Below are 26,554 nucleotides of genomic sequence, written 5' to 3'. Positions count from 1 at the left end.
ATATAACATCAGTATTATGTAATATAACGTTTGTCAGGTGTAGCCCAGTAAATATTCCTTGTAGCATAACATCATCTATATGTATTAGTACATCTTCTGCATGTAGTATGACATACTAGTACGTGTTATAAAGCAACAATTTTATGTTATATTTCATGTGTATGTTGCTGTATAGCACCGTCACTATGTTGTGTTATAAGGAGTATGTGCTATTCTGCATCTGCTCCATGCAATACTGAACCGACAGGATGCAGTACTCATTCTTCTGAGTAAAGGAGTAATTGACTTTACATATAATTTCTTGATAACGAAAGAGGCCAGAATCTGGGTAACTTCTGTTTTCTTGATACTTTATTAATAGACGCTTGCTTTATCCGTTATTTATTTCCAAAAAACGATTGTACATCGAAAGCCAACGCTTAGACCTAAAAAAGAAACGCTTGTTCATTGGCCGAAATTTTTTTGTTTATTTTCTTAATTTTTGTACTGAAAATGCTAGGTACTACTCTTTTTACAAAAGATTAAATTGGGTAAGATTCGCTTTTAGCAAGAAAAATAATCATTTAAATACCAACAATTTCTGAAACAATTTCAGACCGAAAAACAGCAAGCATGAAGAAAACAATTACTCTTTTTTTAATTTTTTTATCATTACAAAACTACGCACAATGCTGGCAGACCATAAGTTCAGGCATAGACCACACACTTGCCATAAAACCCGACGGAACGCTTTGGGCCTGGGGCGAAAATGGAGTCGGCCAATTGGGTGACGGTTCGGATGTCGACAAGAACGTGCCCGTGCAGATCGGCACAGCAAACAACTGGAAAGAAATCAGTGCAGGTACAAGATTTTCCCTAGCCATAAAGACCGATGGGACACTCTGGGCGTGGGGAAACAACGCCTTAGGCCAGTTGGGGGATGGTACCAATACTCGCCGATATTACCCAGTTCGGATAGGAACCGCAACCGACTGGAAAAGTATCAGTGCCTCAGCAGGAACATTAGGGGGACATAGCTTGGCCATAAAAACCAACGGCACACTCTGGGCATGGGGCTTCAACTCATCAGGTCAGCTGGGCAATAGCTCGCTTACTAGCAGAAACCAACCTGTCCAGGTAGGGACTGATACCAATTGGAATGCTATCTGCGCCGGAAGCAGCTACTCAGTAGCTATTAAGATTACCGGAACGCTTTGGGCATGGGGAAATAATGTTTCATACCAATTAGGTGACGGTACCGGCACTAGCAAATTAGTACCTACACAGATTGGCACGGCCACCAATTGGAAAAGTATAGACACTACAAGAAACCATACCCTGGGTATCAAAACAGACGGGACGCTTTGGACATGGGGGTTTGGAAGTGAAGGACAATTGGGCTTGGGAACGGTACTATATATCAATGTTCCTACTCAAGTAGGATTAGATAATGATTGGGCAAAGGCCGTAGCAGGAGACGATCATTCCCTTGCCCTGAAAACCAATGGCACCCTTTGGAGCTGGGGCAAAAATGAAAGCGGTGAACTGGGCCTCGGAACAAACAGCACTACTGACATAACGGTTCCTACCCAGGTAAATACCAATGCGGATAAGACTTTGATTTCAACAGGGGGAGAGTTCTCACTAATAATGAATGCTGATGGCTTTCTGTATGCAACTGGTTTCAACGCTGATGGAGAATTGGGAGATGGGACCAACACCAACAAAAACACACTTACGCCTGTTATCTGTACTGCCCTGGGCGTAAATGAATTTGGAGCCACGAAAGTCAACGCTTATCCCAATCCGGTCAGAGACCTACTGCACCTTTCTTATGGGCAGGGAATTACTATGGTTTCCGTTTATAATCTGTTAGGACAGGAAGTATTCAGCAAGTCCATTCAGGACAATGAAGCTGCGCTTGATTTGTCTGCTTTGTCACCAGGAACCTATTTGGTAAAGGTTACCTCTGCTGCTAATACACAGACCCTGAAAATCGTAAAACAGTAAAAACTTCGTTTAATGAATTTCTTTGATAGAGCATAATGCAAAAAACGCCGTAAGACATTTGTTTTACGGCGTTTTGCTTTACATTACCTTTCAGTCTGTGGAAAAGAGGAATCAAACTTTATTGATAGACGCTTTCTTTACCCATTATTTATTCCCAAAAAACGATTATACATCGAAAGCCAACGCTTATACCTAAAAAAGGAACACTTGTTCATTCGCCGAAATTTTTTTGTTTATTTTCTTAATTTTTGTACTGAAAATGCTAGGTACTACTCTTTTTACAAAATATTAAATTGGGTAAGATTCGCTTTTAGCAAGAAAAATAATCATTTAAATACCAACAATTTCTGAAACAATTTCAGACCGAAAAACAGCAAGCATGAAGAAAACAATTACCCTTTTTTTTATTTTTTTATCATTACAAAACTACGCACAATGCTGGCAGACCATAAGTTCAGGCACAGACCACACACTTGCCTTAAAAACTGACGGTACGCTTTGGGCTTGGGGCGACAATGGCACCGGCGAATTGGGAGACGGTACCACAGTAGACAAAAACCTGCCCGTACAGATCGGTACAGCAAACGACTGGCAAAAAATCAGTGCAGGAAATAATTTTTCCCTAGCCATAAAAACCAATGGAACACTTTGGGCATGGGGAACCAATCTATTTGGCCAACTGGGAGATGGAACAAATATCTCCAAACAATCTCCTGTTCAGATAGGAACCGCAACAGATTGGCAAAATATCAGTGCCGCTTCAGGATTACTAGGAGGATCTAGCATAGGCCTAAAAACCAATGGTACTCTCTGGACATGGGGTGACAACGCCCAAGGCCAACTGGGCGACAACACGCTTGTCAATAAAAATCAACCCGTCCAGATAGGCGTCGATACCGATTGGCTGGCTATCGAAGCCGGAAGCGCTCACTCAATTGCTATTAAGACCACTGGAACGCTTTGGGCATGGGGATGGAATGGTACACACCAATTAGGTGACGGCACCAATACTAACAAAAAAATACCTACACAGATTGGCACAGCCACCAACTGGAAAAGCATAGACGGAGGACATACCCATAGCCTAGGTATCAAGACAGACGGAACGCTTTGGGCATGGGGATTTGGAAGTGATGGAGAATTAGGCCTAGGAAACTCATCCTCAGCCGTGACACCTACTCAAATAGGAACAGATAATGATTGGGCAAAGGCCGTGGCCGGATCCGACCATTCTCTTGCCCTGAAAACAAACGGCGGTCTTTGGAGCTGGGGCAACAACGAAACTGGTGAGCTGGGCCATGGAACAGCCAGCACCACCAACATCACTATTCCTACCCTGATAAGTACCAATGCAGACAAGACCTTGATTTCTGCAGGACGAAATTTCTCGCAGATAATGAATAGCGATGGCTTTCTATATGCAACGGGGGTAAATACTTTGGGGCAATTGGGAGACGGAACCAATACCAACAAAAATACACTGACACCTATTATCTGTACTTCCTTAGCCGTAAATGAATATGCAGCCACGAAAGTCAACGCTTATCCCAATCCGGTCAGAGAATTACTTCACCTTTCTTACGAGCAGGGAATTACTATGGTTTCTATTTATAATCTGTTAGGACAGGAAGTATTCAGCAAGTCCATTCAGGACAATGAAGCTGCACTTGATTTGTCTGCTTTGTCACCAGGAACCTATTTGGTAAAGGTTGCCTCTGCTGCTAATACACAGACCCTGAAAATCGTAAAACAGTAAAAACTTCATAATGAATTTCTTTGATAGAGTATAATGCAAAAAACGCCGTAAGACATTTGTTTTACGGCGTTTTACTTTATATTACCTTTCGGTCTGTGGAAAAAGAACTACTTTCCAATAGATTTTAACTGGCATTTTCTTTACTCTACTTTAATAGTATCTATTATAATTTGATAATATGTATCGCCTTATTGGCTTCATTTGTTTTTAGAAAGTATACTCCTGAGGCATGCTCTGAAATATCAATCAGATTTCCGGATCCTTGTTTTATTTTAGCGCCGAGGGCTGAAAATACGGTCCATTCTAGTTCTTTTGATAATTGGAATATTCCTGTTGACGGATTTGGATAGACTTTTATTTTATTTGAATTTTCTTCAGGAATTTCAACACCAAGATCACAGTGATGCACCATATAGGAGACTTCTTTTGTATTACTGCCAATTGTATTGCTAACGGTTAATAAAACATCTCTAGTGCCTTCTGTCGAATACAGTACAGAATGGGGACCGACTCCAGTTGCTGTTGCCGGCTGCGCTCCAGCACCAAAGTTCCATGCATAATTGTCTATGGTTCCTATAGAAACCGATGTGAAAGTAACTGCTGCGTTGATGCATCCCATCTGTGGGTTTACTTCAAAATCGGCGATTGGGGCTGCAGTTGCTCCAGCAAGTACAAACTCCATCTTATTGATATTAATATCGGCTCTTTCAAAATGCAAGGTGATGACATGAACACCCTGAGTTAAAGGAATATTGGTTACTGTAGCGGTTTGCCATGCTTGGAAGCCTCCTGAGTTTGGTATCGTCACAGATCCAGTCACATTGATACCATCGACTTCAAGATGCAGCGTTTTGGCATTATAAGGAGTTGAGGTTCTGAAGCTGATATTGTAATTGCCTGTAGTAGTTACTTGCGCCGTATATTTGAGCCATTCATTTGTAGCAACATACGCTATATTATAACCTCCTTCACTGCAGGCTTCTGTTCCCACTCCGTCGCCTGGCCTGTAGACGTTATCACCGCCACCATTGGTGTCAAAATAAGCAGCAGGGCCAATATCGTAGTTTTCTGCTTCTATAACACCCGGAATCTGGGCTACAATACCTTGATAGGGAGCAGTCTGTAGGGGAGTTGCAGTATAGAATGCCGTAAATGTAGCAGTGCCAGTGGCAGGTGCCTGAAATGTCTGATTAGCGGCTCCGCCTTGGCTCCAATGGTCAAAGTCATAACGGGTAGTACCTGCATATTGTGGCGTTGGGGCATTCAGTGTCTGCAAATTGGCATTGGCTACAACTTGTCTTGTAGCAGGCGCTACTATTGGCTTTTGATTGAATTCTAAGTTTAGCAAAGCAGGGGAGCTGGTTGTCGTGATATCCACCAGATTGGGATCAATATCTACAGATGCCGTAGCAGTCAGTCCGTTGCTGTCTGTTACCGTTACCGTAAATCGGTACCAGACATTCGGTGTCTTTTCGCCCTGGTTTGATGCTGTAAAATTTCCTGATCGGACACCTTGAGGGCTGGCACCTGGATGCGAATGTCCTGAACCAGGAACGTCTTCATGAAACAGGTCGATGCTCCAAGAAAAAGCACTGGCAGGCAATACTCCATCTTCCACATCGGTTGCGGTGGCTTCAAAATGAACCACATCATCGGCATTCCATGTCAAAGTAGGCAAGGGGGCGATAATCTGTACTTGTGGTCTATTGCTAAACGGTACTACCGTTAGTATTGCAGAATTGCTTGTTACTGTTCCTGCGGTATTGGAAACTATAACCGAATAGCTGCCGGCATTTGCCATAGTTACTGCTGGAATGGTATAGCTGGCGGCAGTTGCTCCGGTTATATTTACGCCATTAAACTGCCATTGGTAGGTTTGTCCGACTCCGCTAGCGGTAACGCTAAAAGTTACAGGATAGGTTTCCATTATTGTTTGCGAAACGGGATGGTCGACTATAGTTGGAGCAGCAGTTTCAATGTAGTTCAGCTTGATCAAATCGCCTGTGTTGCTGTAACTGCAATAGTAGATATACCCATCATTTCCGAGCATCATGCCCAATGCATATTGCTGTGGGGCAGTATAAAATACGTTGGAAACCGGATTTGCGATTGTCGGATCAAAAGATCGTATTTCATTCCTTACATAGTCCTTAAATATAAACTTTCCTTGAAGATTTGGATATCGAGGCGTTGCAGGATTATAAAGCACTCCGTTTGTCAGTGCGTTGCCTATGCTTCCTGTCGCATACGTAAATATTGGATTAGTAAATAAATTCGTTTCGGTCTGTACTCCGTCGCCGCCTTGCGGGTGTCCCCATCCATAGTTGCGGATGGCTGGATTGCTGATTTCATTTACTTCTTCCCATGAAGTTCCAACATCCAAGACAAACAATTTATTAGCTGTGGGATTGGGAATCAGCCTCCACGGATTACGGAAGCCATATACCCAAATGCTTTGTCGCTGTACAGAACCGCTTCCATAAAACGGATTTCCAGGAGCTGGCAGTCCGTTTTCGGTGATTCGAAGTATTTTTCCTTTATACGTATCTAAATCTTGGGAATTGGTGTTTTGCTGGCTATCGCCGACTGCCACATAAAGATAGCCGTTAAAGAACTTCAAATCGCCGCCATTGTGGAATCCGCCGCCGATGGGTTCTAGTAGCAAGATTTGTTGCCTGCCTATTTCCTGATTAGCATTGTTGATCTGGACTCTTTCAATCCGATGCCTGATAACGGCTCCATCATTGACAGAATAAAATACATAGATATAGCCGTTTGTGGCAAAATCAGGGTGCAATGTAAGTCCTAGCAATCCTTGCTCATTGTCTGTAACGGTTGTTACTGTAAAAACGGTGGAAACGGTATTATTTTGGTACACTTTTACGATACCGCCTCGTTCTGCTATAAATATTCGCCCGTCTGAAGACTGCTCTAAAGACAGTCCTTCCTTAATTACTGCTGCAGGCGTAAGGTTTTCTGTAATGTATTGGCTGCGGGCCTGCCAAGTATTGATTAAAAATAGAGTAAGTACTAAAAATAATGGGTGTAGGCGTTTTGAGAAACGGAAAGGTAGATTTGGATTCATAGCGATTTAATGAATTAGTAGGTTTGGTTAAACAAAGTTAGCATATTCTTATACCCTAAATGTTAGTTTAAAAAAAAATTAAAGGACACCTCTGTAATAATTCAATAAATAATCTGGCCGTTACCGTCAAAAAAAAGAAGAGACAACCAACAGGTTGTCTCTTCATCTATCAATAATTATAAGTTTATATTCTTTCTCAGTTAGTTACATTACTATTTTGTAAAATACCTAAACTGAGGCGTAATTAAAATAAAAAAACGTACTACTCTTTTATAACTTTTAGTGTTTTAAAGGCGCTATCGGCAGTTACCTTTACAAAGTACGTACCCGATGTTAAACTCGAAACATTAATAACTGTTTCAGTAGCATTTACTTGTCTTTCCATAACCTGCTGCCCTAAGGTATTGAAAACAGTGATGGTTCTGATTTCTTTATCAAACGAAACATTCAGTACATCTTTTACCGGGTTTGGATAAATCACTAAGTTAGCAAGCGAAAGATCGTCTGTAGACAAAGAATTCTGTACTGAAACAACGTTCCTAAAAACTGGCCCCCATTGACCCGTGTTGTCTTTTACACGGATATTGAATACGTGCAAGCCTACGGAAGGCAATGCGATTCCGGTTCTGCTTAGTTGTTCGTAGGCACTGTTAAAGCTGCCGTCAGTGGCCAAAATTGCTGTTCCGTTTCCAGCTCCCGGATCGGTATCCCAGAAATATTCGGCTTGCAATATTGACATTACAGATGTCGTACCAGGTTGTTCCACATTAATAATGTTTACAAAAACAGGTCCCCATTGCCCGGTATTGTCTTTTACTCGAATACAGAATTTATGCAATCCTACACTTGGTGCAGTAATTCCTATTTTGGTTAATCGTTCAAAAGCACTGTTGAAATTACCATCGGCAGCCTGGACAGGAGTTGCAAGTCCAACCCCTGGATCGGTGTCCCAAAAATATTCAGCCTGCGTTATCGAGCTTTGTGCAGTACAAAAGCTAGCGGCCAGTACTGCAGTTATAGTATATATAAATTTTCTCATCTTACTTTAAATTACGAATTATTTAGAATAAGCTGATCCACTTACATTTAATGTGCTGGTGCTTAAAATGGTTCTAGGGGTGATAAAATAGTTTACCTGAGGCCTTCCGCCATTGTCCGCTGGAAAGTAATTCGCCCAGCTGTTGGAACCGCCGTAATGCCCGGCATCGTTTCTGGTTAAATCTAAATCGGTATATTGTACCGCAGGGTTTCCTGTATTTACATTGCCTCCTGTAACCGTATAAGCTGTATTATCGAAGTTCATGTTGACAGATCCTGTATTGTTGCTTTGCGTGATTGTTCCCTCTACTACAAAGGCATTTGTAGATACGTTATAGCTCGCCGTTACTGTTGCTATATTATCGGAATAGATACAGGTATTGGTTTGGGCCACAACAAAAGAAATCGCATTGTTCATGATGGCAACGTTTCCGCCACTGCCCGGATTGCCATTTCCGGTGATATATATTGGCGCTACGTCTCCGCCATTAGGCTCATACACCGTATTGTTTACGATTTCGTTGGATCCGCCTGCTTTGGTTGCGTATACTCCAAATCCTGATGTAAAATTATTGTAGAACTTAAAATTATAGCTGGTCTGTTGATTCGCAATTACGGAAGAGGCTGAATTTCCTATAATTTCAACATCGTCAGCTGCTAGGGAAGTATCAGAAGAAGTGTTGTAGGCCGTCATTCTCTGCACTCTGTTTCCGGTCATCCTTCCGTGCGAAAAGAACACATAACCACCAACAGTACATCCAGACATGTTTGTGGTCGTGTTCGCTTGGGTTGTGTCCACATTGTTCAAATTGCAATTGAACAGATTGATGGTGGTTCTTCCGCCAGTTGTTGGACCTGTTGCGATTACGTTGTAAATGGTAAAGCTACCGGAATTTAAGTTGCTTATCGTCACCACGCGTCCTGCAGCCGGATTGATATTTATCGTTCCTCTGATGAAATACTTGTTGTAATTGGTTTCGGAAACGAAAGTTAGCGATTTGTTGATGGTCAAGTTTTCAATGTAAGCAGAGCCATCGGTTTTTGGCTGGATGATGATGCGGTCACCATTAGCAGCTGCTGTTATAGCTGCAGATACAGTAGTGTAAGCACCATTTGCTCCAGATGCCCTAACATACAAATCAGCTGCATTGGCCATCGAGGTAAACAAGCCCGCGATTGCGATAAGAAGTAATTGTTTTTTCATTTTGTCTTAAAATAATAGAGTTGGTATTTTATTTTTTTTAACGAGCCCAAAGCAACAATTTTTTTATTAATAATTGTTGCTTTGGAAGTTATTTTATTTGAAAATTTGAGGCATTAGCTTTCACTTATTGGTCTTTGAAAGCTACTATTGTCTCTATTTTTCAAGCTTCAACCAGAAATAGTCATTCCATCCTTCGATCAATCGGGTAGGGTCTGTATTCTTAGTTCTGTCTTGTTCAGGTATTTGCACTACTTTTTTATCCTTAACTGTAAATTTGTAGATCCTCGCATTGCTTTCACCTTCAACTGAAAGTTCAATTCTATAAGCGCCATCGGTAAGATCAGCAAATTTGATTTCCCCTGGTTTATTAACCAGTTTGAAAGCACAAGAAACTTCGTTCCATTTGGCTTGTTCTACCTGAGCTTGGTTAGGCCCGTTTCCATAATGCTGTGCATACAATTTGTTGTCTTTAAACATATTTACCGACCACTTTACACTCTTGGTCGTTTTTTTGCTGTTTGCAGGAAACGGCTTAAACTCTTCATGTGTGATATAGTACCCAAAAACCAAATTTCCTGTATCTGCATAATTCAAATAGGCAAAATTATTCCATGGCCCACGTGTAACAAACATATCTTTTATAGCACCATACGGGTCATCGTTTACCAGCTTGTGCAGTTCAAAGTCGAAAGCGTAGAACATTTTGTCTCCAGCATAAAAATCCAATCTATAATTACCCGGACCCCAGTCTGTTATGAACGATTCTGACCATCCAACCCATTCGCCATCACGCTTGTAACGACTGCTTGGCACATTAAACTTTGTCTTCTTACCGTCATCAAAAACTTGGTGTCCGTCATATTCAAAATAGTTCATGTATTCGCCGTCTTTATAAACCTTGATTCTTAAATACTCTGACTGGTCTGCGGTATAGTCTATTGCTTTTCCGTTTGCCGTTTTATTCGGAATAAAGGTGCCGGTATAGTCAGCACATCTTCCGTCTCTGGTTCCATAAAGAAGTGAGTTAAAAGTTATGGCAGGTGTCTGCTTATACATACTCCAGTCTAACTTTAATCCGGTTGCGAATCCGCCACCTGCTGCTTTACCTTTTACTTTTTTTGCTACTTTGTCGACACCTTTGGCGCCTTCAACCACGTTGCTGGCAGTATTGGCAGCTTTTGTAACTTTATTCAAAAGTTGCGCATTGGCTGCCGTAAAGGAAAATAATAGTGCAACAATCATCGCACTGGTTTTAATCTGTTTCATGTTTTTAATGTCTTTAAAAGTTAGTACTTTTTTAATTACAGGTCAAACATAAATCAAAATGGAATGGAAATTTTAGGCAATGTGTATACGTTTCCTTTTGGAGGAAATTCGTAGGATAGTAAAGGAAATTCGTTTTAGGGAAATTTTCGACCTAAAGGTTTTCGAGCAAGACCAAGAATTCTTCCTTTTTACGGACTGAAAGCGGTATGGCCGTTTTGTTTTTCATCATAATCGTATTTCCTCCATCGGTTTTGATGAAATGGTCGAAATACGCCATATTGATCAGGTGCGACTGGTGTGACCTGAAAAAATTATAAGGCGACAGCATCGTTTCATATTCCTTAAGATTGGTAGAAACAATAAGCTTGGGCGCATTGATGAAATTAAAAGTAGTGTAGTTTTTATCGGATTCGCAGTTGACAATATCCTGGATATTGACCGAGTAAATTTTATCAGCCGTTTTTAGGATTAGCTTCTGCAGGTTTTTCGGCCTTTCGAGATTAGAGAACAGATTGCTTAGTTTCATGTCAAAAACTTCCTTGCTCAGGGCTTCCTCAGCTTTCTTAACAGCATCAACCAAGTCTGCCGCATCTAGGGGCTTTAACAGGTAATCAATGGCTGAAAAGCGGAAGGCCCGAATCGCAAAATCCTCATAACCCGTAATGAAAATCACCTTAAAGTTAATCGGTTTGAGTTTTTGAAGCAGGTCGAAACCGGTACCATCTGGCATTTCAACATCGAGAAAAACAATATCCGGCGAAAGCTGCTTAATGGCTTCAATTCCGGATTCTACAGAATCTGCCTGCCCGATTACTGAAACATTAGGGCAACTGGCTTTGATGATGGCAATATTCTTCTTTCTGATATTTTCGATATCGTCTACGACAACGGCTCTTAACATGGTCTTTTAATTTTCGTAAATATACGGGATTTCAAAACTAATTTTGGCACCAACAATATTTTCATTGGTATCCTTTATATTATCTGCCTGCACGATAAAGTCGGCATTTTTGGTATAGTTTACAAGGCGTTCCTTCGTTATGGTCATCGCAAGCGATTTGTGGTTGGTCACTTTCTTCTCGGCATCAAAGCCTTTTCCATTATCCGAAACCTCGAAGAAGAGTTTGCTTTCCTTCAGGTAAAAGTGAATCTCGATCATTCCGTTCTTATCCTTGTTGCCCAAACCATGCTTGATGGCATTCTCAATAAATGGCTGAGTCAGCATTGGCGGCAGCAATATGGCTTCGGTATCGATGGCATCCTCTACATCAACCTTATAGTCGAATTTGTTGGAATACAGCAGCTGCTGTATGGAAAGGTAGTTCTCGATCATCTCGACTTCTTCGGATAAAGAAATGTAGTTTTCATTGGAATTCTCTAGGATCTGCCTTGTCAGTTTTGAGAATTTGGACAAGTAATTTACTGCGTCGCTATCTTTCTTGTCGTGGATGAGTCCTTGGATGTTATCAATGGAATTGAAGATAAAATGCGGATTCATCTGCGTAATCAGAAGTTTCTGCTTGATTTGGTTTTTCTCCAGTCCGGCTATGGCGTGTTTTTGTTTGTTATTTCGGTAATAGAAATAAACTCCTAGCAGCAACACTACAATCGCGCCAGAAAGTGCAATAAGCCAATTATTCTTAACGGCCGCTTTCTTTTGGGAAACGAGCTTGTAGTTTAGCTCTTTTTTCTCGAAGTCATATTGGAGCTGCTGTTTTTCAAAAGCGCCTTTTGCTTCGAGGATCTGGGTTGAGTCGACAATCTTCTCATAATATTTATACATTTCGAGGGCCTTCTCAAAATTTTTGGTCTTGATGTTTATCGTATACAGCAAATCGGCGCCTTGTTTCTGAAGAGCGATATTACCCGTTTCTTTGCTCAAGGCAAAACCTTTGGCGGAATATAAGTTGGCTTTGTCTAAATCTCCTTTTTCAAAATTGAGCAACCCAAGGCCCAGCGTTGACATGGCAATGGACAGGTTGTCGTTTTCTACAGTTAAGCTTTTCATTCCAAGAACTTCCTGGTATAATTTTTCTGCTTCCTCAAAATGGCCAAGCTTTGTGTGTGCCTCTCCCATTCTTGCCAACGCTTGTGCTGTCTGCGAATCGGCTCCTATTTTTTTCGTAATAGCCAGCGCTTTACTATTGTAAATAATACTCTGATTGTATTCCTTCATCCGGGTGTAGCAGAACGCAATATGGCCATAACACAAGGCTTTAAGGTAAAGAGTGTGAGTGATTGAGTTTTTGGCATAAAAAGCATCGTAGTAACCAATAGCTTTTAGGTCATAAGATATGGCTTTTTCGTACTGGTTTTGGCTGGAATACACATTGGCCATCATCGTCAGGGCATAGGACATTTGCTCGGCATACTTCACAGGATCCTTTTCATAAAACTTAAGAGCCGCATAAATCAGCGGAATTGCCTCTTTGTTTTTTTCCATCTTAGCATAAAATGCCGCTTTGTTTAAAGAAACTACGTACATTTCATCATAGGATTTTATGGATCTTAAAATCGCAATAGCTTTGTCATGGTAAGCCAATGCTTTTTCGGGCATCGCTTTTTGGGAATATCGATTTGCTACAATAGAATAATGCGCGGCAAGCCATTCGGCATATATTATTTGCTCTTTGGAGGTATTGCCTTTTTTATAATTTTTCAGGGCTAAGTTGCCCAATATAGTATTGAGGTAGTAATAATTTTTGTCGTCTAGCGAATAGTAGTTATCCATGACGTCAGCTATCGCCTGTAATTTTGTAGTATCATGGACCTTGGTGTTCCTAAGGACAATTTTCAGCGAATCAATAGTCTTGTCTTGCGAATAGCTGCTCGAAAAAAACAGGATGGAAAAAGCTAGAACTAGCAGTTTGGGGATTTTAAACATTGTAATGGCAATCGGGGTTTAATTTTCGTAAATGTAAGGGGTTTCAAAACTGACTTTAGTGTCCCCTATATTTTTAAGGGAATCAATATCATCCTGGCAATAGGAATTTGAATAAAAGAAACCAATTAAAAGCAGGACAGTTGTCTTAATAATCCTATGCATGGGACAAAAAAATATGATATTGAATGTCCAAATATAGAGAATAAAAAAGAATATTTTTTTAGGAAACAGAAATTAAAACAGGCTTAATTGTTTTAATAATATTCTCAATTGGGCGGTTTTCCTTTCTTTTTCCAAGTAAGTCTTTTGTTTCTAAGTTTATTGATATAAAAAAACAGCCTTAATTCCTAATGATAAAAAGATAGCAGTTCAAAAAAAGGCCACAGAATTGGCTTGTAAACTTTGTGGGTTTTTGAAAATTTTGGAAGTAGAAGAGGGGTAAGTCATAAAACAGAAAAACCTGCAAATTTTGAAGTTAGCAGGTTTTATGCTTTTTGACAAATATTTTGTGAACGCGACTGCGTATTGCCGGTATAGGATTTAAAAGCCCGGATAAAACTTTGAGTGGTACGAAATACGGCTTTCTCTAAATATTTCATACTCACGGCGAAGTTCAGGAAATATGTGTTCTTTCTTTTGGAATATCCGGTCCACTTTTTTAAAGCATGCAATTGCGGTAACACAAAGTCGTTTTAAACTTAATTAAAATGTTTTTTGATAAACAACAGCAGATTTTCTTCGCTCATTTTATTGGAGGTACTTTCTGATGCGGCCACATTTTTATATTGTGGTGTTTCTGCCAGATACTTCATAAACTGTTCCTGAATCTGCCCAGTTCCTGTTATGTGGATTTCATCAATGTTTGGCATTTGACTGGCAATTTCCTTGAAGAATTTCTGTGTTAGGGAAATCTCCTGATTGTTTGCTGCATTTTCGTTGGAGTTATTATCCGGACCTGCGTTTTTGACCTGCCCAATAACTGCAAACACTTTTTCTTCTTCCTCTGAATTTCCTACGATGGTTGCATTGTGGGAATCCATCCAAACCCCAAATAACTTCTTGTTTTTAGCTGACATATCTTTACTTTTTTTAAAGATAAGTCATGCGCACAGTATACAATGGAATTTGTGCTAAGATTGTGATTAGGTATGGGATTCTGAATGTAATTTCATAAAAGAAAGGTATCTACCATTTTATGAACTTCTGTGATACTGCTACAAAACAAAAAACGCCATAAAACATAAGTTTTACAGCGTTTTGCCTGTTCAGCGGAGAAAGAGGGATTCGAACCCCCGGACCTGTTACAGTCAACAGTTTTCAAGACTGCCGCATTCGACCGCTCTGCCATTTCTCCAGTATGTTGCTCTCATTTCCTGATTGCGAGTGCAAATATAGAAACCTTTTTCGAGTTTCAAAACATTTTATCATTAAAAATAAAACATTTTTTGGACAACATTTTTAATTATTTCATTTTCTAGACGTTACAGGAAAAATAATTTTCTGTGTTTTTTCTAGAATTCAACATATTCCATAATTTCTAGGCCATATCCAATCATTCCGACACGTTTTGTCTGTTCTGAATTGGATAGTAATCGGATGTTTGTGATGTCGATATCATGCAGGATTTGCGCTCCAATACCAAAATCTTTATTGTCCATTTTTACTTGTGGCGCTTTAAAGATTCCTTTTTCTTGCAATCCCTTTAGTTCTGTGATACGATTCAACAATTCGATAGGCTGGATTTCTTGGTTGATAAACAAGATAGCGCCTTTGCCTTCTTCATTGATTTTCTTGAACATGTTCTCCAATTTCTGATCAGGATCGTTGGTAAGGGTCCCTAAGATATCATTATTGACTTGGGTAGAATTGATTCTTGTCAATATCGATTCGCCGATATTCCAGCTTCCTTTCGTCAATGCAATATGCACCTGCTTGTTTGTTGTTTGCAGGTAGGCTCTTAGCCTGAATGTACCGAAACGAGTTTCTACTTCGTAATCTTCTTTCTTTTGGATAAGGCTATCATGCTGCATTCTGTAAGCAACCAAGTCTTCAATAGAAACAATTTTCAGGTCAAACTTCTTGGCTACTTCCAACAGTTGTGGCAGACGTGCCATAGAACCGTCTTCGTTTAAGATTTCTACAAGAATTCCGGCTGGTTTTAATCCAGCTAGACGCGCTAAGTCGATTGCAGCTTCTGTGTGGCCTGTTCTTCTTAAAACACCACCTTGTTTTGCTCTTAGCGGAAAAATGTGACCAGGACGTCCTAAATCTTCTGGCTTGGTGTTGTCATCGACTAAAAACTGAATGGTCTTTGCGCGATCGTGTACAGAAATTCCTGTCGTACAGCCATGACCGATCAAATCGACAGAAACTGTAAATTGGGTTTCATGCAATACGGTATTGTTCGTGACCATCAAATTCAGGTCTAGTTCTTTGCAACGTGCTTCGGTCAGAGGAGCACAGATAAGCCCGCGACCGTGGGTAGCCATAAAGTTGATCATTTCTGGCGTTACTTTTTCGGCGGCGGCAATAAAATCGCCTTCGTTTTCGCGATCTTCGTCATCGACAACAATAATGATTTTTCCTTGACGGATATCTTCAATTGCTTCTTCTATAGTATTTAACTGCGTAATTTTATTTTCGGACATTATTTAGGTGTGTTGTTGTTTTTTAGTTTAAATAGTTTTTGGAATCCTTTTTGGATAGGCGTAAGGATTACATCCATGTTGATCAATCCAATGTCGTTTGTAGCTCTATAGGTCAATAAAATAGCCAAAGGAGACAAAATGAAGGAAGACATCCAAGAGCCTAAGAAGGGCGGTATTCCGTTTTCTTGGGCCAATTTCCTTCCAAAAGTATTGATGAAATGGAAAGTAATAAATATCAAGACGGCAAATACGATGGGTAGGCCTAATCCTCCTTTTCGGATAATTGCACCCAAAGGAGCGCCGATAAAGAACATCAGCAGGCAAGCAAAGGCAATTACGAATTTTTCAAAAAGAGCCAACCAGTGATTATTGATATTCTTTTGCTTTAGGTCTATTTCTTGCTTGGTGCCGTCAATTGAAAATCGGGAGCTTTCTAAATTGCTATTGGCAATTTCTAATACTCGTGATTTGTCTGTAGCAGACAAAAGGCTGAGCAGATCGGCTGTATCGGAAGTTTTTTTAGGCTGTTCGATAGTGACTGTCGGTTTGGTAAAACTCGTGATTCCGGTTCTTTGGTATATGTTTTCAGCAAAAGAAACCAAATCTTTATCATAGTTTTTATGCAATGAATCTAGGGTATAGGTAAGCTCGCTCACGTTGAGCATGGCATTTGTGTTTGTAATGTTGGATTCGTCCTCCACCGTATTCAGTTTTGACAAATCGATATTGATGATGTCTTTTTTGAACGAAGCTTTTACAAAAGGTACTCTTCTGCGTTCTTCGTATTTTTTGGGAATGATGTTTTCGTAATAGTTTCCGTTGAATAAGATCAGCTGGAGCATGCTGGATTCTTCTTGATTGACAAGCACTCCATTTTTTGCTTTTATTACGACGTTATTTCCAACACCATTTGCTGCTTTTTTGTGTATCGTAACGCCTTCCAGCTTTTCGCCTTTATCGCCTGATTTCTTATTAACTTTGATATTATATTCTCCTACATCACTAAACTGTCCTTCTGCAATAGCCATTGCGGGTTTGGTCTGTACGATATCTCTTCGGAGGTTCAAGAACTTATATTCAGCAGCAGGAATAACGTTATTGGCAAAAAAGAAAGCAATGATGCTTAATAGAAAGATAAAGACCATCAAGCTTTTCATAGCTCTTTGCAATGAAATTCCAGAAGATTTCATGGCGGCAAATTCATAATTCTCGGCAAGATTACCAAATGTCATGATGGAGGCCAGCAGTATTGAAAGTGGCAATACCAGCGGAATCATCTTTGGCGAATAAAAAAGAAGGAATTTTGCGATCAGCAGTACATCTAGGTCTTTCCCTGCTAATTCTGCGATAAAGAGCCAGACAGCTTGCAGGATGAAGATGAAATAAAGGATTACAAAAACCGTAGCTAATGTTTTGAGGAATGTCGTTAGAATGTATCTGTCAAGAATTTTCACCGATGTATCAATCTAGTTTGTTGATATAGTAATTAGGGTATTTACTTTCCGCAAAGGTAAATTGATTTTTTGATAATGGCTGATTGGTTTTAAAAGAATTAACAGTGATTGTTGTTTTTGAACCATTCTTTCCTATTTCCATAAGATTGTAGATGTGTTTGGTCTGTACGTCGATACCGAGAAAAATCTCTTTTCTGTCGTCTTTAGAGCTTGTAGGCACTAATTTTACGTATTGGATTTTTCTGCCGCGTACGTTTTGAAGGATATCCCAAGAATATTTGAATCCGTGATTAAAAAAGGTAAGCATTTTTGACGGCGTCACGGCATCTTCTTCGTTTTCGTCAAATTTTGAGATGCTTATTTCTTCATCTTCTGGAACGATGTTGTATATTTTTTTTCCGTCATAGATTTTGGTCACTCCCATGAAGTTGAGCACATATTTGTTGCCCTGCATGATTACATTTCCTTTGCTCTCTTGATTGAGGTTTTCCTTCGGATTCGTAAGGGAATATTTAAAATCAATCGAGATATTATCATAGCTTTTTACCTTGGCAGAAACTTCATCCAGCAGATTTCTCGCTTTTTGGCTGTTTTGCGCTTGAAGATTGAAGCCGATAAGAAATAATGTAATAATTTGTAATAACCTTTTCATTTTAAAAATCATTTTGCTCATTGTTAAAAAACTGGTCAAGAGAAGCTAAGTCGGGGATATTGACACTTCTGGCCTTGCTTCCCTCAAAAGGGCCAACGATTCCAGCAGCTTCCAATTGATCGATTAATCTTCCAGCTCGGTTATAGCCCAATTTCAGCTTGCGCTGTAATAATGAAGCAGAACCTTGCTGTGCTGTAACAATGATTTCGGCAGCTTCCCTGAACATAGAATCTCTTTCCGAGATATCTACATCAAGTTTGATGCCATTTTCTTCTCCGATGTACTCTGGAAGAAGGTATGCGTTCGGATACGCTTTCTGTGATCCTATGAATTCGGTAATCCTTTCTACTTCTGGCGTATCTACAAAAGCACATTGGACACGAACAACGTCGTTTCCGTTGGTATACAATAAATCTCCTCGTCCGATCAATTGATCGGCTCCTTGGGTATCTAAGATGGTTCTAGAGTCAATTTTTGAAGTAACGCGGAATGCAATCCTTGCCGGGAAGTTTGCCTTGATGATACCCGTAATTACATTTACCGAAGGTCTCTGCGTAGCAATAATCAAATGAATACCGATAGCTCGTGCCAGCTGGGCTAGCCTTGCGATAGGCGTCTCGACTTCTTTTCCGGCAGTCATGATCAAATCGGCAAACTCATCTACGACCAAGATAATGTAAGGCAAAAAGCGGTGTCCTAATTCAGGATTTAATTTACGGGACTTAAACTTTTCGTTGTATTCTTTGATATTACGAACCATCGCGTCTTTTAATAAAGAATAACGGTTGTCCATTTCGACGCATAGCGAATTCAGCGTGTTGATTACTTTGGCATTGTCTGTAATGATAGCTTCTTCGGTATCAGGAAGCTTTGCTAAATAATGGCGCTCGATTTTATTGAACAGCGTAAGCTCTACTTTTTTAGGATCGACCAAGACGAATTTTACTTCGGCTGGATGTTTTTTATACAGCAACGAAGTCAATACAGCATTCAGCCCGACCGATTTTCCTTGTCCAGTAGCACCTGCCATCAAAAGGTGAGGCATCTTGGCCAAATCGACAACAAAGGTTTCGTTAGAAATTGTTTTCCCTAGAGCAATTGGCAATTCCATTTCGGCTTCTTGGAATTTAGCGGCTCCGATAACGCTTTTCATGGAAACCATCGTAGGATTCTTGTTTGGAACTTCGATACCGATAGTTCCTTTTCCAGGAATAGGAGCGATGATACGTATTCCTAAAGCAGAAAGCGATAAAGCAATATCATCTTCTAAGCTTTTGATTTTAGAGATTCGGATTCCAGCTTCTGGAACGATTTCATACAACGTTACTGATGGCCCGACAGTGGCCTTGATCTGGGCAATTTCAATTTTGTAGTTTCGAAGCGTTTCTACGATTCGGTTTTTGTTTTCTTCTAATTCTTCTTGGTTGATGGTAATTCCTCCGGTAGCATATTCTTTTAGCAAGTCTAGCGTCGGGAATTTGTAATTGGACAAATCTAAGGTCGGATCAAATTCGCCGAAATCGGCTACTAATTTTGAAGCCAGGTTTTCTATGACCGTATCTTCATCTGCAAATTTTTCAATCACGAAAGCATCGTCATTGGTTTCGATAATCTCTGGAGTATGATGCTGGATAGGAGCGACAGGAGCCTTGATAATCGGCTCTATCGTAATGTGCGAAGGATTATTAATTGTAGGCTTTAGAGCTTCTTTGTTGATTTCAAATTGAGAAATCGGTTTTAGCGTAGGTTCTTCAATTTCTTCGTCTTCATCTTCTTCTACTTCAACAATATCTTCTTCTAGGATTTCATCCGTCAGTTCTTGTACGGCGACAGGCGCAACGATTGATTCTGCCACAGCTCTTTCTTCGGCCTTTCTCTTTTTGGCTTCAAAATAATTTTTGATTCCGTCTGGAGAGATTTTGATCTTGAAGATAAGATAAACGAGCAGTCCGAAAATCAAAACGAGCAAGGTTCCTGCTTTTCCAAGATAATCTTGGATGAAAAGGTTCATTTCAAATCCGATAACACCACCCAATTCAGGCAAGAAATCGGCAAAGAATCCGAATAATATAGAAATAATGATGATGGCAAACAAGTCCCAAAACCACGTATTCTTTAATTTTCTTACCGGCATGTCTAAGATAAGATACATTCCGGTTATGAAAAACAATCGCACCAATAAGAAGGAAGCGACCCCAAATCCTTGGTATAGGAATAAATTGGCAAGATAAGCGCCAAATTTTCCCAGCCAGTTTTGGACTTCTATAGACCTATCGGCCAAAGCATCGACTGCACTTTGGTCATACTGTCCGTATAAGAAAAATGAAATGAAAGCCAGCAATAAGGCTACAGAAAACAAGACTAATAAAGCTCCAATGATTACTTTATGCTGTCTGGTCAATTTCCAAGGTTTTTTCTCTTTGGGTTGAGCATCTGCTTTGCCAGCTGTTTCTTTTTTTGTCGTTTTAGCCATTCAAAAAGGTGATGATTATACGTAAAAATAAATAAATTTTTTACAAATTCTGAAATATTGGTATATATATGATGAGGCCAACCGCAATAGCGGCAACGGCTGCAAAGAAGACCGCTCCGGCGGCAACATCTTTAATGAAGCCAATCTTGTCATGAAAGCTCGGGTGAATAAAATCGGCAATTTTTTCTACTGCCGTATTTAGTCCTTCGATGCTCAAGACCAATCCAATTGCTAAAGTCTGGAAAAGCCAATCTGTTTTTGAAATTTCAAAATAGAATCCAGCCGCTGTCATTATGATACCCAGAAAAAACTGGACCATGACGCTGTGCTCGGTGGTGACTAATTTATAGGCACCGTGGATTGCATACTTAAAACTTTTTAGCCTTCCTGATACAAAAGAATGGTCTGTCTTCATATAGTAATTTAAGGTTTTACAATACTGCCAAAGCGCTTTCGTAGTTTGGTTCGTTAGCAATTTCGCTAACTTGCTCTGTATGTAATACTGTTCCGTTTTCATCAAGAACAACCACAACTCTAGAATGTAGTCCGGCTAAAGCACTGTCGGCAATTTCTAAACCATAGTCTTTTCCGAAGCTTCCGTCTCTAAAATCAGATAGATTCACTACGTTTTCAAGGCCTTCGGCACCACAGAAACGTTTTTGCGCAAAAGGCAAATCTCTTGAGATGCAAAGCACAGTAGTATTTTCTAAACCGCTGGCTTTAGCATTAAAATTTCTGACAGAAGCCGCGCAAGTTCCAGTGTCGATACTAGGGAAAATATTCAATACTAATTTCTTTCCTGCAAAATCAGAAAGTGAAACTACGCCAAGATCTTTATTTACTAATTTGAAATCAGGTGCTTTTGAGCCTATTTTTGGTAATTCACCGCTTGTTTTTACTGGATTTCCTCCTAATGTTACTGTTGCCATCTTTTTAAATTTTATAAGGTTCAAAAGTATGAAAAATATATTTGTGAAATTGCCGTAAAACAAAAAACTCTCCCACATCATGGAAGAGTTCTGAATTTGGCTGAAGATAGATTACATCAGAAAAAGCATCGCCAAACTCATTAAGATCATAAGTCCGTCCTCGATAATCGTTACGGTACTCATTGGGAGATTAAATACGGCTCCAAGACAAGCACATTGGATTTTCTTTTTGTTGAGCACGCTTTGCAATACGCCAATAATGCTGATTGTCATCACAATTAAAGTAACCAAGTTCGTAAGAAAAGGTTCAAAATTTAAAGCGAAAGCAAGTCCCAAGGCCAATTCTAAGAAAGCATACAAATAACCCCAGCCCTTAAATTTTCGGGCTACGACATCATACATAGAATAGCTGTCTGCAAATCCGCGGAGGTTTAGCATCTTAAAGAAAGAGAAAGTCAGGAAAAATCCAGCCATGAAGACACGCATGGCCGTCATGTAGTCGAAAATACCATTGCTAAATCCAGCGATTAAAGAAATGGTCAAGATATACGAAAAGATCAAGACAATCGGCTTGTAGGTTTCTAACCACGTTTTTTCAGGCTCTGCAATCGGTGCAAAAACATTTTGATGCATCGTTACATTTTTTTCAGAAAGCTGGTATTTTGGATAGCCTTTTAGGATGTCTTGCAGTTCTGAAGTAGCAATATGTCTTTCCATTTCAATCGTAGCTTCTCCTTGCTCCAGATCGATATCTACATTTTGTACCGAAGGAATTTGTTTTAATGTGGAAGATACTTTGGCGGCACATCCTTCGCAAGTCATACCCGATATTTTATACGTATGTTTCATGTTTTTTGTTGTTTGATTTGTAGGATACAAAGTTGCGAAACATCGGTCGGAAGACTATTATGTTATTTCATGAAAGACTATTAACTTTTACAGTTCGTCGATATTCTTCCGCTTGGTTTCTTTCAACGACTTATAAAAGGTAGGAGTGAGGCCGGTAATCTTTTTAAATTGGCTCGATAAATAAGCCGTACTGCTGTAGCCTAGCTGTATTGCGATTTGGGAAAGCGACAGTTCATCATACACTAATAGTTCTTTGACTTTTTCTATTCGCTGCGCAATGAAATATTTTTCGATCGTAGTGCCTTCGACTTCTGAAAAAAGGTTACTGATGTAGTTGTATTCGTAATGCAACTTTTCTGAAAGCAGGCTCGAAAGATTAGTATTCTCAATTTCTTCTGAATGATGTATCAATCGGATGATTTCGGTCTTGATCTGCTCGATAAGTCGGCTTTTCTTATCATCGATCAGTTCAAAACCAAGATGTTTTAATGCATTTTCGAGCTCTTCGAGTTGTTCTTTAGAAATAGTTTCGGCAGTTTCGACTTCGCCTAACTCAATAGTTATGGGCATCAGACCTATTTTTTCGAATTCCTTCTGAACGGCCATCTTGCATCGGTTGCAGACCATATTTTTGATGTAGAAATGCATTTATTGATATCTAGATTAATTGGAAACTCAAAGGTATAAATAAAAAACGCTCCCCAAAGAGAGCGTTTTATAAGGCAAAAAGGATTATTTGTCAATGGAGCCAAGAACCCGCTTCATAAAATTATTAAGCGCTTCTTTTTTTTCTGTACCGTCTTTGATCATCTTATTGACTTCAAGTGCACCGTACATATTAGAAATCAATTCCCCGATAACATCTAATTCTTCGTCTTTTAAAGAATGAACCTCAGTCAAAGCTTCGAGGACTTCAATTGTTTCGATAATATAATCCTGGTCATTTTCTTCGATAAATTGAGTCAGGTGCTTTATAACGGGTAATTTCATTGTAGACTTCTTAAATTTTTAGATCGTTTAATTTGCTATTTCATTTACCAATTCTGATAAAACTTCTGCTTTATTAGTTTGTGTCTGATTGACCAACTGTCCGTTTACGAAAGTTGCGAAAGTCGGCAGGTTAGAAACATTGGCTAATTTTCTAGATTCTGGAGCATTTTCGGCATCTACCAAAACAAAAGTTACGTTTTCGTTTTCGGTAGCCAATTTTTTGAATTTTGGCTTCATGATACGGCAGTTCCCACACCAAGAAGCAGAATATTGCACGACAACTTTTTCATTAGAGTTTACAACATCCTGAAGCGTGTCTTCGTTTAAATCAATTAACATAGCAATTTTTTTAAGTAATTGGATTAGATCGTTCGGCTTTCCCAAAAGGATTGCCGAACAATCAAAAATTTGTTTTAGTTATTCAAGTAAGAAGCAACACCTTCTCTTGTAGCGAACATCGCTTCTTTTCCTTCTTCCCAGTTTGCAGGACAAACTTCTCCTTTAGTTTGAACGTGAGTATACGCATCTACTAATCTCAAGTATTCTCCAACATTTCTTCCTAATGGCATATCATTTACGCTTTCGTGGAAGATTTTTCCAGTTTCGTCAATCAAGTAAGTCGCTCTATACGTTACGTTTGAACCTTCGATGATAACTGAGTCAGTTTCTTCGCTGTAGCTTGTAGATTCGATATCTAAAATTCCAAGGATGTTGGCAAGGTTACGGTTTGTATCCGCTAGGATTGGATAAGTAACGCCTTCGATTCCACCGTTGTTTTTTGGAGTGTTTAACCAAGCAAAGTGTACTTCGTTGGTATCGCATGAAGCACCGATAACGATAGTGTTTCTTTTCTCAAACTCTGGCAATGCAGCTTGGAAAGCGTGCAATTCTGTCGGGCAAACAAAAGTAAAATCTTTTGGGTACCAGAACAAAAGTACTTTTTTGTTGTTGTTTACTGCTTCTTCAAAAATGTTGATTTTCAAGTTGTCGCCCATTTCTGAGATAGCGTCTACTGCAATGCTTGGAAATTTTTTCCCTACTAATGACATAATTATATGGTTTAAAAGTTATTTTTTCTGATGCAAAGCTACACTTATGATTCACTTTTGTTTATAGAAAATTATTATAAATATTTATTTTGTAATAGCTTCAGGCTATTCTTTTTGATTTACTGATAATTATATAATTTTCTTCAGATAATTTTAGCGGATTCCTAGTTTTGGCAATTTTCTTTTTCATAAATCCTATTATTAAGTTTGGTTTTATATATTTGTTTTTGGTTAAAATTTACACAACAGAAATAGATTCTTCACGAAATCAATTAAATACGCACTCCAAAATATGAGTTTTTCCAATTTATTCCGAAAGAAAACAGTACAGGATATTTTAAAACAAGTTGAAAAGAATGAGATCGACGGACATGGCTCATTGGGAAAGCATCTTACGGCTCGGGACCTTACAGCATTTGGAATTGCGGCTATCGTTGGAGCAGGAATTTTTAGTACCATCGGAAAAGCCAGCGCAGATGGGGGTCCAGCAGTTATTTTTCTGTTTCTATTCACAGCTTTAGCGTGTAGTTTTGCTGCTTTCGCTTATGCTGAATTTGCTTCTATGGTACCTGTTTCTGGAAGTGCTTATACGTATTCGTATGTTGCTTTTGGTGAATTAATTGCGTGGATTATAGGCTGGGCATTGATTATGGAATATGCTATTGGAAATATTACCGTAGCAATATCGTGGAGCGATTATTTTACAGGACTTCTCGAAAGCGGCGGACTCTATCTTCCGCAATGGATACAGATGGATTATCTGACAGCTTCTAATGGTTTTGCTGATGCTACGGCTTTGATGCAAGGCGGAAAGTCTTTTGCAAACCTTGATGCTGGATTGCAGGATGCGTATACGGCTTGGACGACTTCGCCTGTAATCGGTTCGTTTCATTTTGTGGCCGATTTACCAGCATTATTTATCATTGTACTGATAACTGCCTTAGTGTATAGAGGGATGAAAGAATCTAGAAATGCTAGCAATATGATGGTTGTTATCAAGCTTTGTATCATTCTTTTGGTTATTGCAGTCGGTGTTTTTTATGTAGATACTGCCAATTGGGATCCATTTGCGCCAAATGGTGTAGGAGGAGTGCTTAAAGGAGTTTCAGCCGTATTTTTTGCTTATATAGGCTTTGATGCCATTTCTACTACAGCAGAAGAATGCAAGAATCCCCAGCGCGACCTGCCAAGAGGAATGATGTGGGCGATTATTATTTGTACAGTCTTATACATTGCTATAGCCTTAGTCTTGACAGGAATGGTAAAATACAGTTCGCTGAATGTGGGCGATCCGCTGGCTTTTGTTTTTGACGAATTGGATTTAAAATGGATGTCAGGCATCATAGCAGTAAGTGCAGTTGTAGCTATGGCAAGCGTTTTATTGGTATTTCAGATGGGACAGCCAAGAATCTGGATGAGCATGAGTCGTGACGGGCTTTTGCCTCAGAAATTCTCGAAAGTGCATCCGAAATTCAAGACGCCATCTTTTGCCACTATCGTAACAGGTTTTGTTGTTGCCATTCCGGCGCTTTTTCTTAACCTGACCATGGTGACTGATTTGTGCAGTATCGGGACGCTATTTGCTTTTGTGCTTGTGTGTGCCGGAGTTTTAGTATTGCAGAATAAGCCAAATATTCCCCGCGGCAAATTCAAAACGCCTTATGTCAATTCCAAATATATTGTCCCAATTTTATTGATTGCAGGAATTGTTTACTCTTTTACCTACAACAAGAAAAACACGATGGATTTTGTGACGAATGTGCCGCAGATAAATGCGCCAGCTTCTATTGTGACTTCCTTAAATAGGACTGAGACAGAAGAAGTCTATGCCTTTTTAGTAGAAAACCATAAAGAAAAAGTCTTTAATAAGACAACCGACTTAGAGCAGATATTAAGCGATTTCCAAAATAATGAAACGGAATATGTTACTGTGGTCGAATCGCTTCCTATTGACAAATCGTTGAAATACGAGACAGGCTTTGCCTTGTTCAAACATAAAATTCCGATGTGGATTTTCCTGATTGTTCTAGTAGGTCTGGCTGTATGGGCTTTCCGCCAAAATCTATCTTTAATTCCTTTACTCGGACTCGTTTGCTGTTTGTATATGATGGCAGAATTAAGCGTCTGGAATTGGATTTATTTCTTCATATGGTTACTGATAGGACTGGCAATCTACTTTGGCTACAGTCGAAAAAATAGCAAGCTTAATTTTGTGAAAGAAAGCTAGTCAGCATTTAGAAATAAAAAAACCGTTTAAGGAATTCCCTAAACGGTTTTTTTATAGTAGC

General features: G+C 39.5%; 21 protein-coding genes and 1 tRNA gene. 3 read left to right on the top strand and 19 right to left on the bottom strand.

Annotated features, from left to right (window positions below; all coding sequences use genetic code 11):
• Positions 1-612 precede the first annotated feature (612 nt).
• Both GGR22_RS10320 and GGR22_RS10315 read left to right on the top strand, forming a co-directional pair.
• Positions 613-1,989, top strand: a complete 1,377-nt coding sequence (locus GGR22_RS10320; RefSeq protein ID WP_182493597.1) for an RCC1 domain-containing protein — start codon at positions 613-615, stop codon at positions 1,987-1,989.
• A gap of 379 nt (positions 1,990-2,368) precedes the next feature.
• Positions 2,369-3,745, top strand: a complete 1,377-nt coding sequence (locus tag GGR22_RS10315) for an RCC1 domain-containing protein (RefSeq protein WP_182493596.1) — start codon at positions 2,369-2,371, stop codon at positions 3,743-3,745.
• A 163-nt stretch (positions 3,746-3,908) separates the two neighbouring features.
• Here the strand turns inward: GGR22_RS10315 and GGR22_RS10310 are convergent, their stop codons facing one another.
• The 19 genes from GGR22_RS10310 to GGR22_RS10220 form a co-directional block, all read right to left on the bottom strand.
• Positions 3,909-6,830: a PQQ-dependent sugar dehydrogenase gene (locus GGR22_RS10310; protein WP_182493595.1), complete on the bottom strand. Its 2,922-nt coding sequence runs from the start codon at positions 6,828-6,830 to the stop codon at positions 3,909-3,911.
• A gap of 262 nt (positions 6,831-7,092) precedes the next feature.
• Complete coding sequence (locus GGR22_RS10305) at positions 7,093-7,869, bottom strand: T9SS type A sorting domain-containing protein (protein ID WP_182493594.1); 777 nt, start codon at positions 7,867-7,869, stop codon at positions 7,093-7,095.
• Between the two features lie 18 nt (positions 7,870-7,887).
• A complete protein-coding gene (locus GGR22_RS10300) occupies positions 7,888-9,072 on the bottom strand; it encodes a PemB family protein (protein ID WP_182493593.1) in 1,185 nt (394 codons plus the stop codon).
• 153 nt (positions 9,073-9,225) lie between these two features.
• Positions 9,226-10,338, bottom strand: coding sequence for a hypothetical protein (locus GGR22_RS10295; protein ID WP_182493592.1), 1,113 nt, complete (start codon positions 10,336-10,338; stop codon positions 9,226-9,228).
• 151 nt (positions 10,339-10,489) lie between these two features.
• Positions 10,490-11,239, bottom strand: coding sequence for a LytR/AlgR family response regulator transcription factor (locus tag GGR22_RS10290; protein WP_182493591.1), 750 nt, complete (start codon positions 11,237-11,239; stop codon positions 10,490-10,492).
• A gap of 6 nt (positions 11,240-11,245) precedes the next feature.
• Positions 11,246-13,222 (bottom strand): tetratricopeptide repeat-containing sensor histidine kinase, encoded by a 1,977-nt coding sequence (locus GGR22_RS10285; protein WP_182493590.1) that lies wholly within the window; start codon positions 13,220-13,222, stop codon positions 11,246-11,248.
• Positions 13,223-13,920: 698 nt separating this feature from the next.
• A complete protein-coding gene (locus tag GGR22_RS10280; RefSeq protein WP_182493589.1) occupies positions 13,921-14,298 on the bottom strand; it encodes a hypothetical protein in 378 nt (125 codons plus the stop codon).
• Positions 14,299-14,491: 193 nt separating this feature from the next.
• Positions 14,492-14,576: transfer RNA gene (locus GGR22_RS10275), tRNA-Ser, on the bottom strand.
• A 157-nt stretch (positions 14,577-14,733) separates the two neighbouring features.
• Positions 14,734-15,870 (bottom strand): 3,4-dihydroxy-2-butanone-4-phosphate synthase, encoded by a 1,137-nt coding sequence (gene ribB / locus GGR22_RS10270; RefSeq protein ID WP_121376345.1) that lies wholly within the window; start codon positions 15,868-15,870, stop codon positions 14,734-14,736.
• Positions 15,870-17,324: an LptF/LptG family permease gene (locus GGR22_RS10265; RefSeq protein WP_182493588.1), complete on the bottom strand. Its 1,455-nt coding sequence runs from the start codon at positions 17,322-17,324 to the stop codon at positions 15,870-15,872. The genes ribB and GGR22_RS10265 overlap by 1 nt, the downstream gene beginning before the upstream one ends.
• Before the next feature lie 7 nt (positions 17,325-17,331).
• Entirely contained in the window at positions 17,332-17,976 is a 645-nt protein-coding gene (locus GGR22_RS10260; RefSeq protein ID WP_246336947.1) for a LolA family protein, read from the bottom strand.
• A gap of 1 nt (position 17,977) precedes the next feature.
• A complete protein-coding gene (locus GGR22_RS10255; protein WP_182493586.1) occupies positions 17,978-20,449 on the bottom strand; it encodes a DNA translocase FtsK in 2,472 nt (823 codons plus the stop codon).
• A gap of 40 nt (positions 20,450-20,489) precedes the next feature.
• Positions 20,490-20,864: a diacylglycerol kinase family protein gene (locus tag GGR22_RS10250; RefSeq protein WP_121376341.1), complete on the bottom strand. Its 375-nt coding sequence runs from the start codon at positions 20,862-20,864 to the stop codon at positions 20,490-20,492.
• Between the two features lie 16 nt (positions 20,865-20,880).
• Positions 20,881-21,378 carry a thiol peroxidase gene (tpx, locus tag GGR22_RS10245; protein ID WP_182493585.1) on the bottom strand — a complete coding sequence of 166 codons (498 nt, stop codon included), beginning with the start codon at positions 21,376-21,378 and terminating at the stop codon, positions 20,881-20,883.
• 111 nt (positions 21,379-21,489) lie between these two features.
• Positions 21,490-22,227 (bottom strand): heavy-metal-associated domain-containing protein, encoded by a 738-nt coding sequence (locus GGR22_RS10240; protein WP_182493584.1) that lies wholly within the window; start codon positions 22,225-22,227, stop codon positions 21,490-21,492.
• An 87-nt stretch (positions 22,228-22,314) separates the two neighbouring features.
• A complete protein-coding gene (locus tag GGR22_RS10235; protein ID WP_182493583.1) occupies positions 22,315-22,875 on the bottom strand; it encodes a helix-turn-helix domain-containing protein in 561 nt (186 codons plus the stop codon).
• 84 nt (positions 22,876-22,959) lie between these two features.
• Positions 22,960-23,217 (bottom strand): DUF6952 family protein, encoded by a 258-nt coding sequence (locus GGR22_RS10230; protein WP_182493582.1) that lies wholly within the window; start codon positions 23,215-23,217, stop codon positions 22,960-22,962.
• A 27-nt stretch (positions 23,218-23,244) separates the two neighbouring features.
• Positions 23,245-23,556, bottom strand: coding sequence for a thioredoxin family protein (locus tag GGR22_RS10225; RefSeq protein ID WP_121376615.1), 312 nt, complete (start codon positions 23,554-23,556; stop codon positions 23,245-23,247).
• Positions 23,557-23,630: 74 nt separating this feature from the next.
• Positions 23,631-24,266 carry a peroxiredoxin gene (locus tag GGR22_RS10220; protein ID WP_121376336.1) on the bottom strand — a complete coding sequence of 212 codons (636 nt, stop codon included), beginning with the start codon at positions 24,264-24,266 and terminating at the stop codon, positions 23,631-23,633.
• Between the two features lie 292 nt (positions 24,267-24,558).
• Here GGR22_RS10220 and GGR22_RS10215 point away from each other — a divergent pair, with 292 nt between their 5' ends.
• Entirely contained in the window at positions 24,559-26,493 is a 1,935-nt protein-coding gene (locus tag GGR22_RS10215; protein WP_182493581.1) for an amino acid permease, read from the top strand.
• Positions 26,494-26,554 lie beyond the last annotated feature (61 nt).

Origin of the sequence: Flavobacterium gossypii, from assembly GCF_014138495.1 — a bacterium.
Lineage (GTDB): Bacteria > Bacteroidota > Bacteroidia > Flavobacteriales > Flavobacteriaceae > Flavobacterium > Flavobacterium endophyticum.
This window is presented reverse-complemented; position numbering and strand designations above follow the sequence as displayed.

Coding starts and splice junctions, on each gene's coding strand:
- GGR22_RS10320 (WP_182493597.1), top strand. CDS start 613: ATGAAGAAAACAATTACTCTTTTTTTAATTTTTTTATCATTACAAAAC.
- GGR22_RS10315 (WP_182493596.1), top strand. CDS start 2,369: ATGAAGAAAACAATTACCCTTTTTTTTATTTTTTTATCATTACAAAAC.
- GGR22_RS10310 (WP_182493595.1), bottom strand. CDS start 6,830: ATGAATCCAAATCTACCTTTCCGTTTCTCAAAACGCCTACACCCATTA.
- GGR22_RS10305 (WP_182493594.1), bottom strand. CDS start 7,869: ATGAGAAAATTTATATATACTATAACTGCAGTACTGGCCGCTAGCTTT.
- GGR22_RS10300 (WP_182493593.1), bottom strand. CDS start 9,072: ATGAAAAAACAATTACTTCTTATCGCAATCGCGGGCTTGTTTACCTCG.
- GGR22_RS10295 (WP_182493592.1), bottom strand. CDS start 10,338: ATGAAACAGATTAAAACCAGTGCGATGATTGTTGCACTATTATTTTCC.
- GGR22_RS10290 (WP_182493591.1), bottom strand. CDS start 11,239: ATGTTAAGAGCCGTTGTCGTAGACGATATCGAAAATATCAGAAAGAAG.
- GGR22_RS10285 (WP_182493590.1), bottom strand. CDS start 13,222: ATGTTTAAAATCCCCAAACTGCTAGTTCTAGCTTTTTCCATCCTGTTT.
- GGR22_RS10280 (WP_182493589.1), bottom strand. CDS start 14,298: ATGTCAGCTAAAAACAAGAAGTTATTTGGGGTTTGGATGGATTCCCAC.
- ribB (WP_121376345.1), bottom strand. CDS start 15,870: ATGTCCGAAAATAAAATTACGCAGTTAAATACTATAGAAGAAGCAATT.
- GGR22_RS10260 (WP_246336947.1), bottom strand. CDS start 17,976: ATGAAAAGGTTATTACAAATTATTACATTATTTCTTATCGGCTTCAAT.
- GGR22_RS10255 (WP_182493586.1), bottom strand. CDS start 20,449: ATGGCTAAAACGACAAAAAAAGAAACAGCTGGCAAAGCAGATGCTCAA.
- GGR22_RS10250 (WP_121376341.1), bottom strand. CDS start 20,864: ATGAAGACAGACCATTCTTTTGTATCAGGAAGGCTAAAAAGTTTTAAG.
- tpx (WP_182493585.1), bottom strand. CDS start 21,378: ATGGCAACAGTAACATTAGGAGGAAATCCAGTAAAAACAAGCGGTGAA.
- GGR22_RS10240 (WP_182493584.1), bottom strand. CDS start 22,227: ATGAAACATACGTATAAAATATCGGGTATGACTTGCGAAGGATGTGCC.
- GGR22_RS10235 (WP_182493583.1), bottom strand. CDS start 22,875: ATGCATTTCTACATCAAAAATATGGTCTGCAACCGATGCAAGATGGCC.
- GGR22_RS10230 (WP_182493582.1), bottom strand. CDS start 23,217: ATGAAATTACCCGTTATAAAGCACCTGACTCAATTTATCGAAGAAAAT.
- GGR22_RS10225 (WP_121376615.1), bottom strand. CDS start 23,556: ATGTTAATTGATTTAAACGAAGACACGCTTCAGGATGTTGTAAACTCT.
- GGR22_RS10220 (WP_121376336.1), bottom strand. CDS start 24,266: ATGTCATTAGTAGGGAAAAAATTTCCAAGCATTGCAGTAGACGCTATC.
- GGR22_RS10215 (WP_182493581.1), top strand. CDS start 24,559: ATGAGTTTTTCCAATTTATTCCGAAAGAAAACAGTACAGGATATTTTA.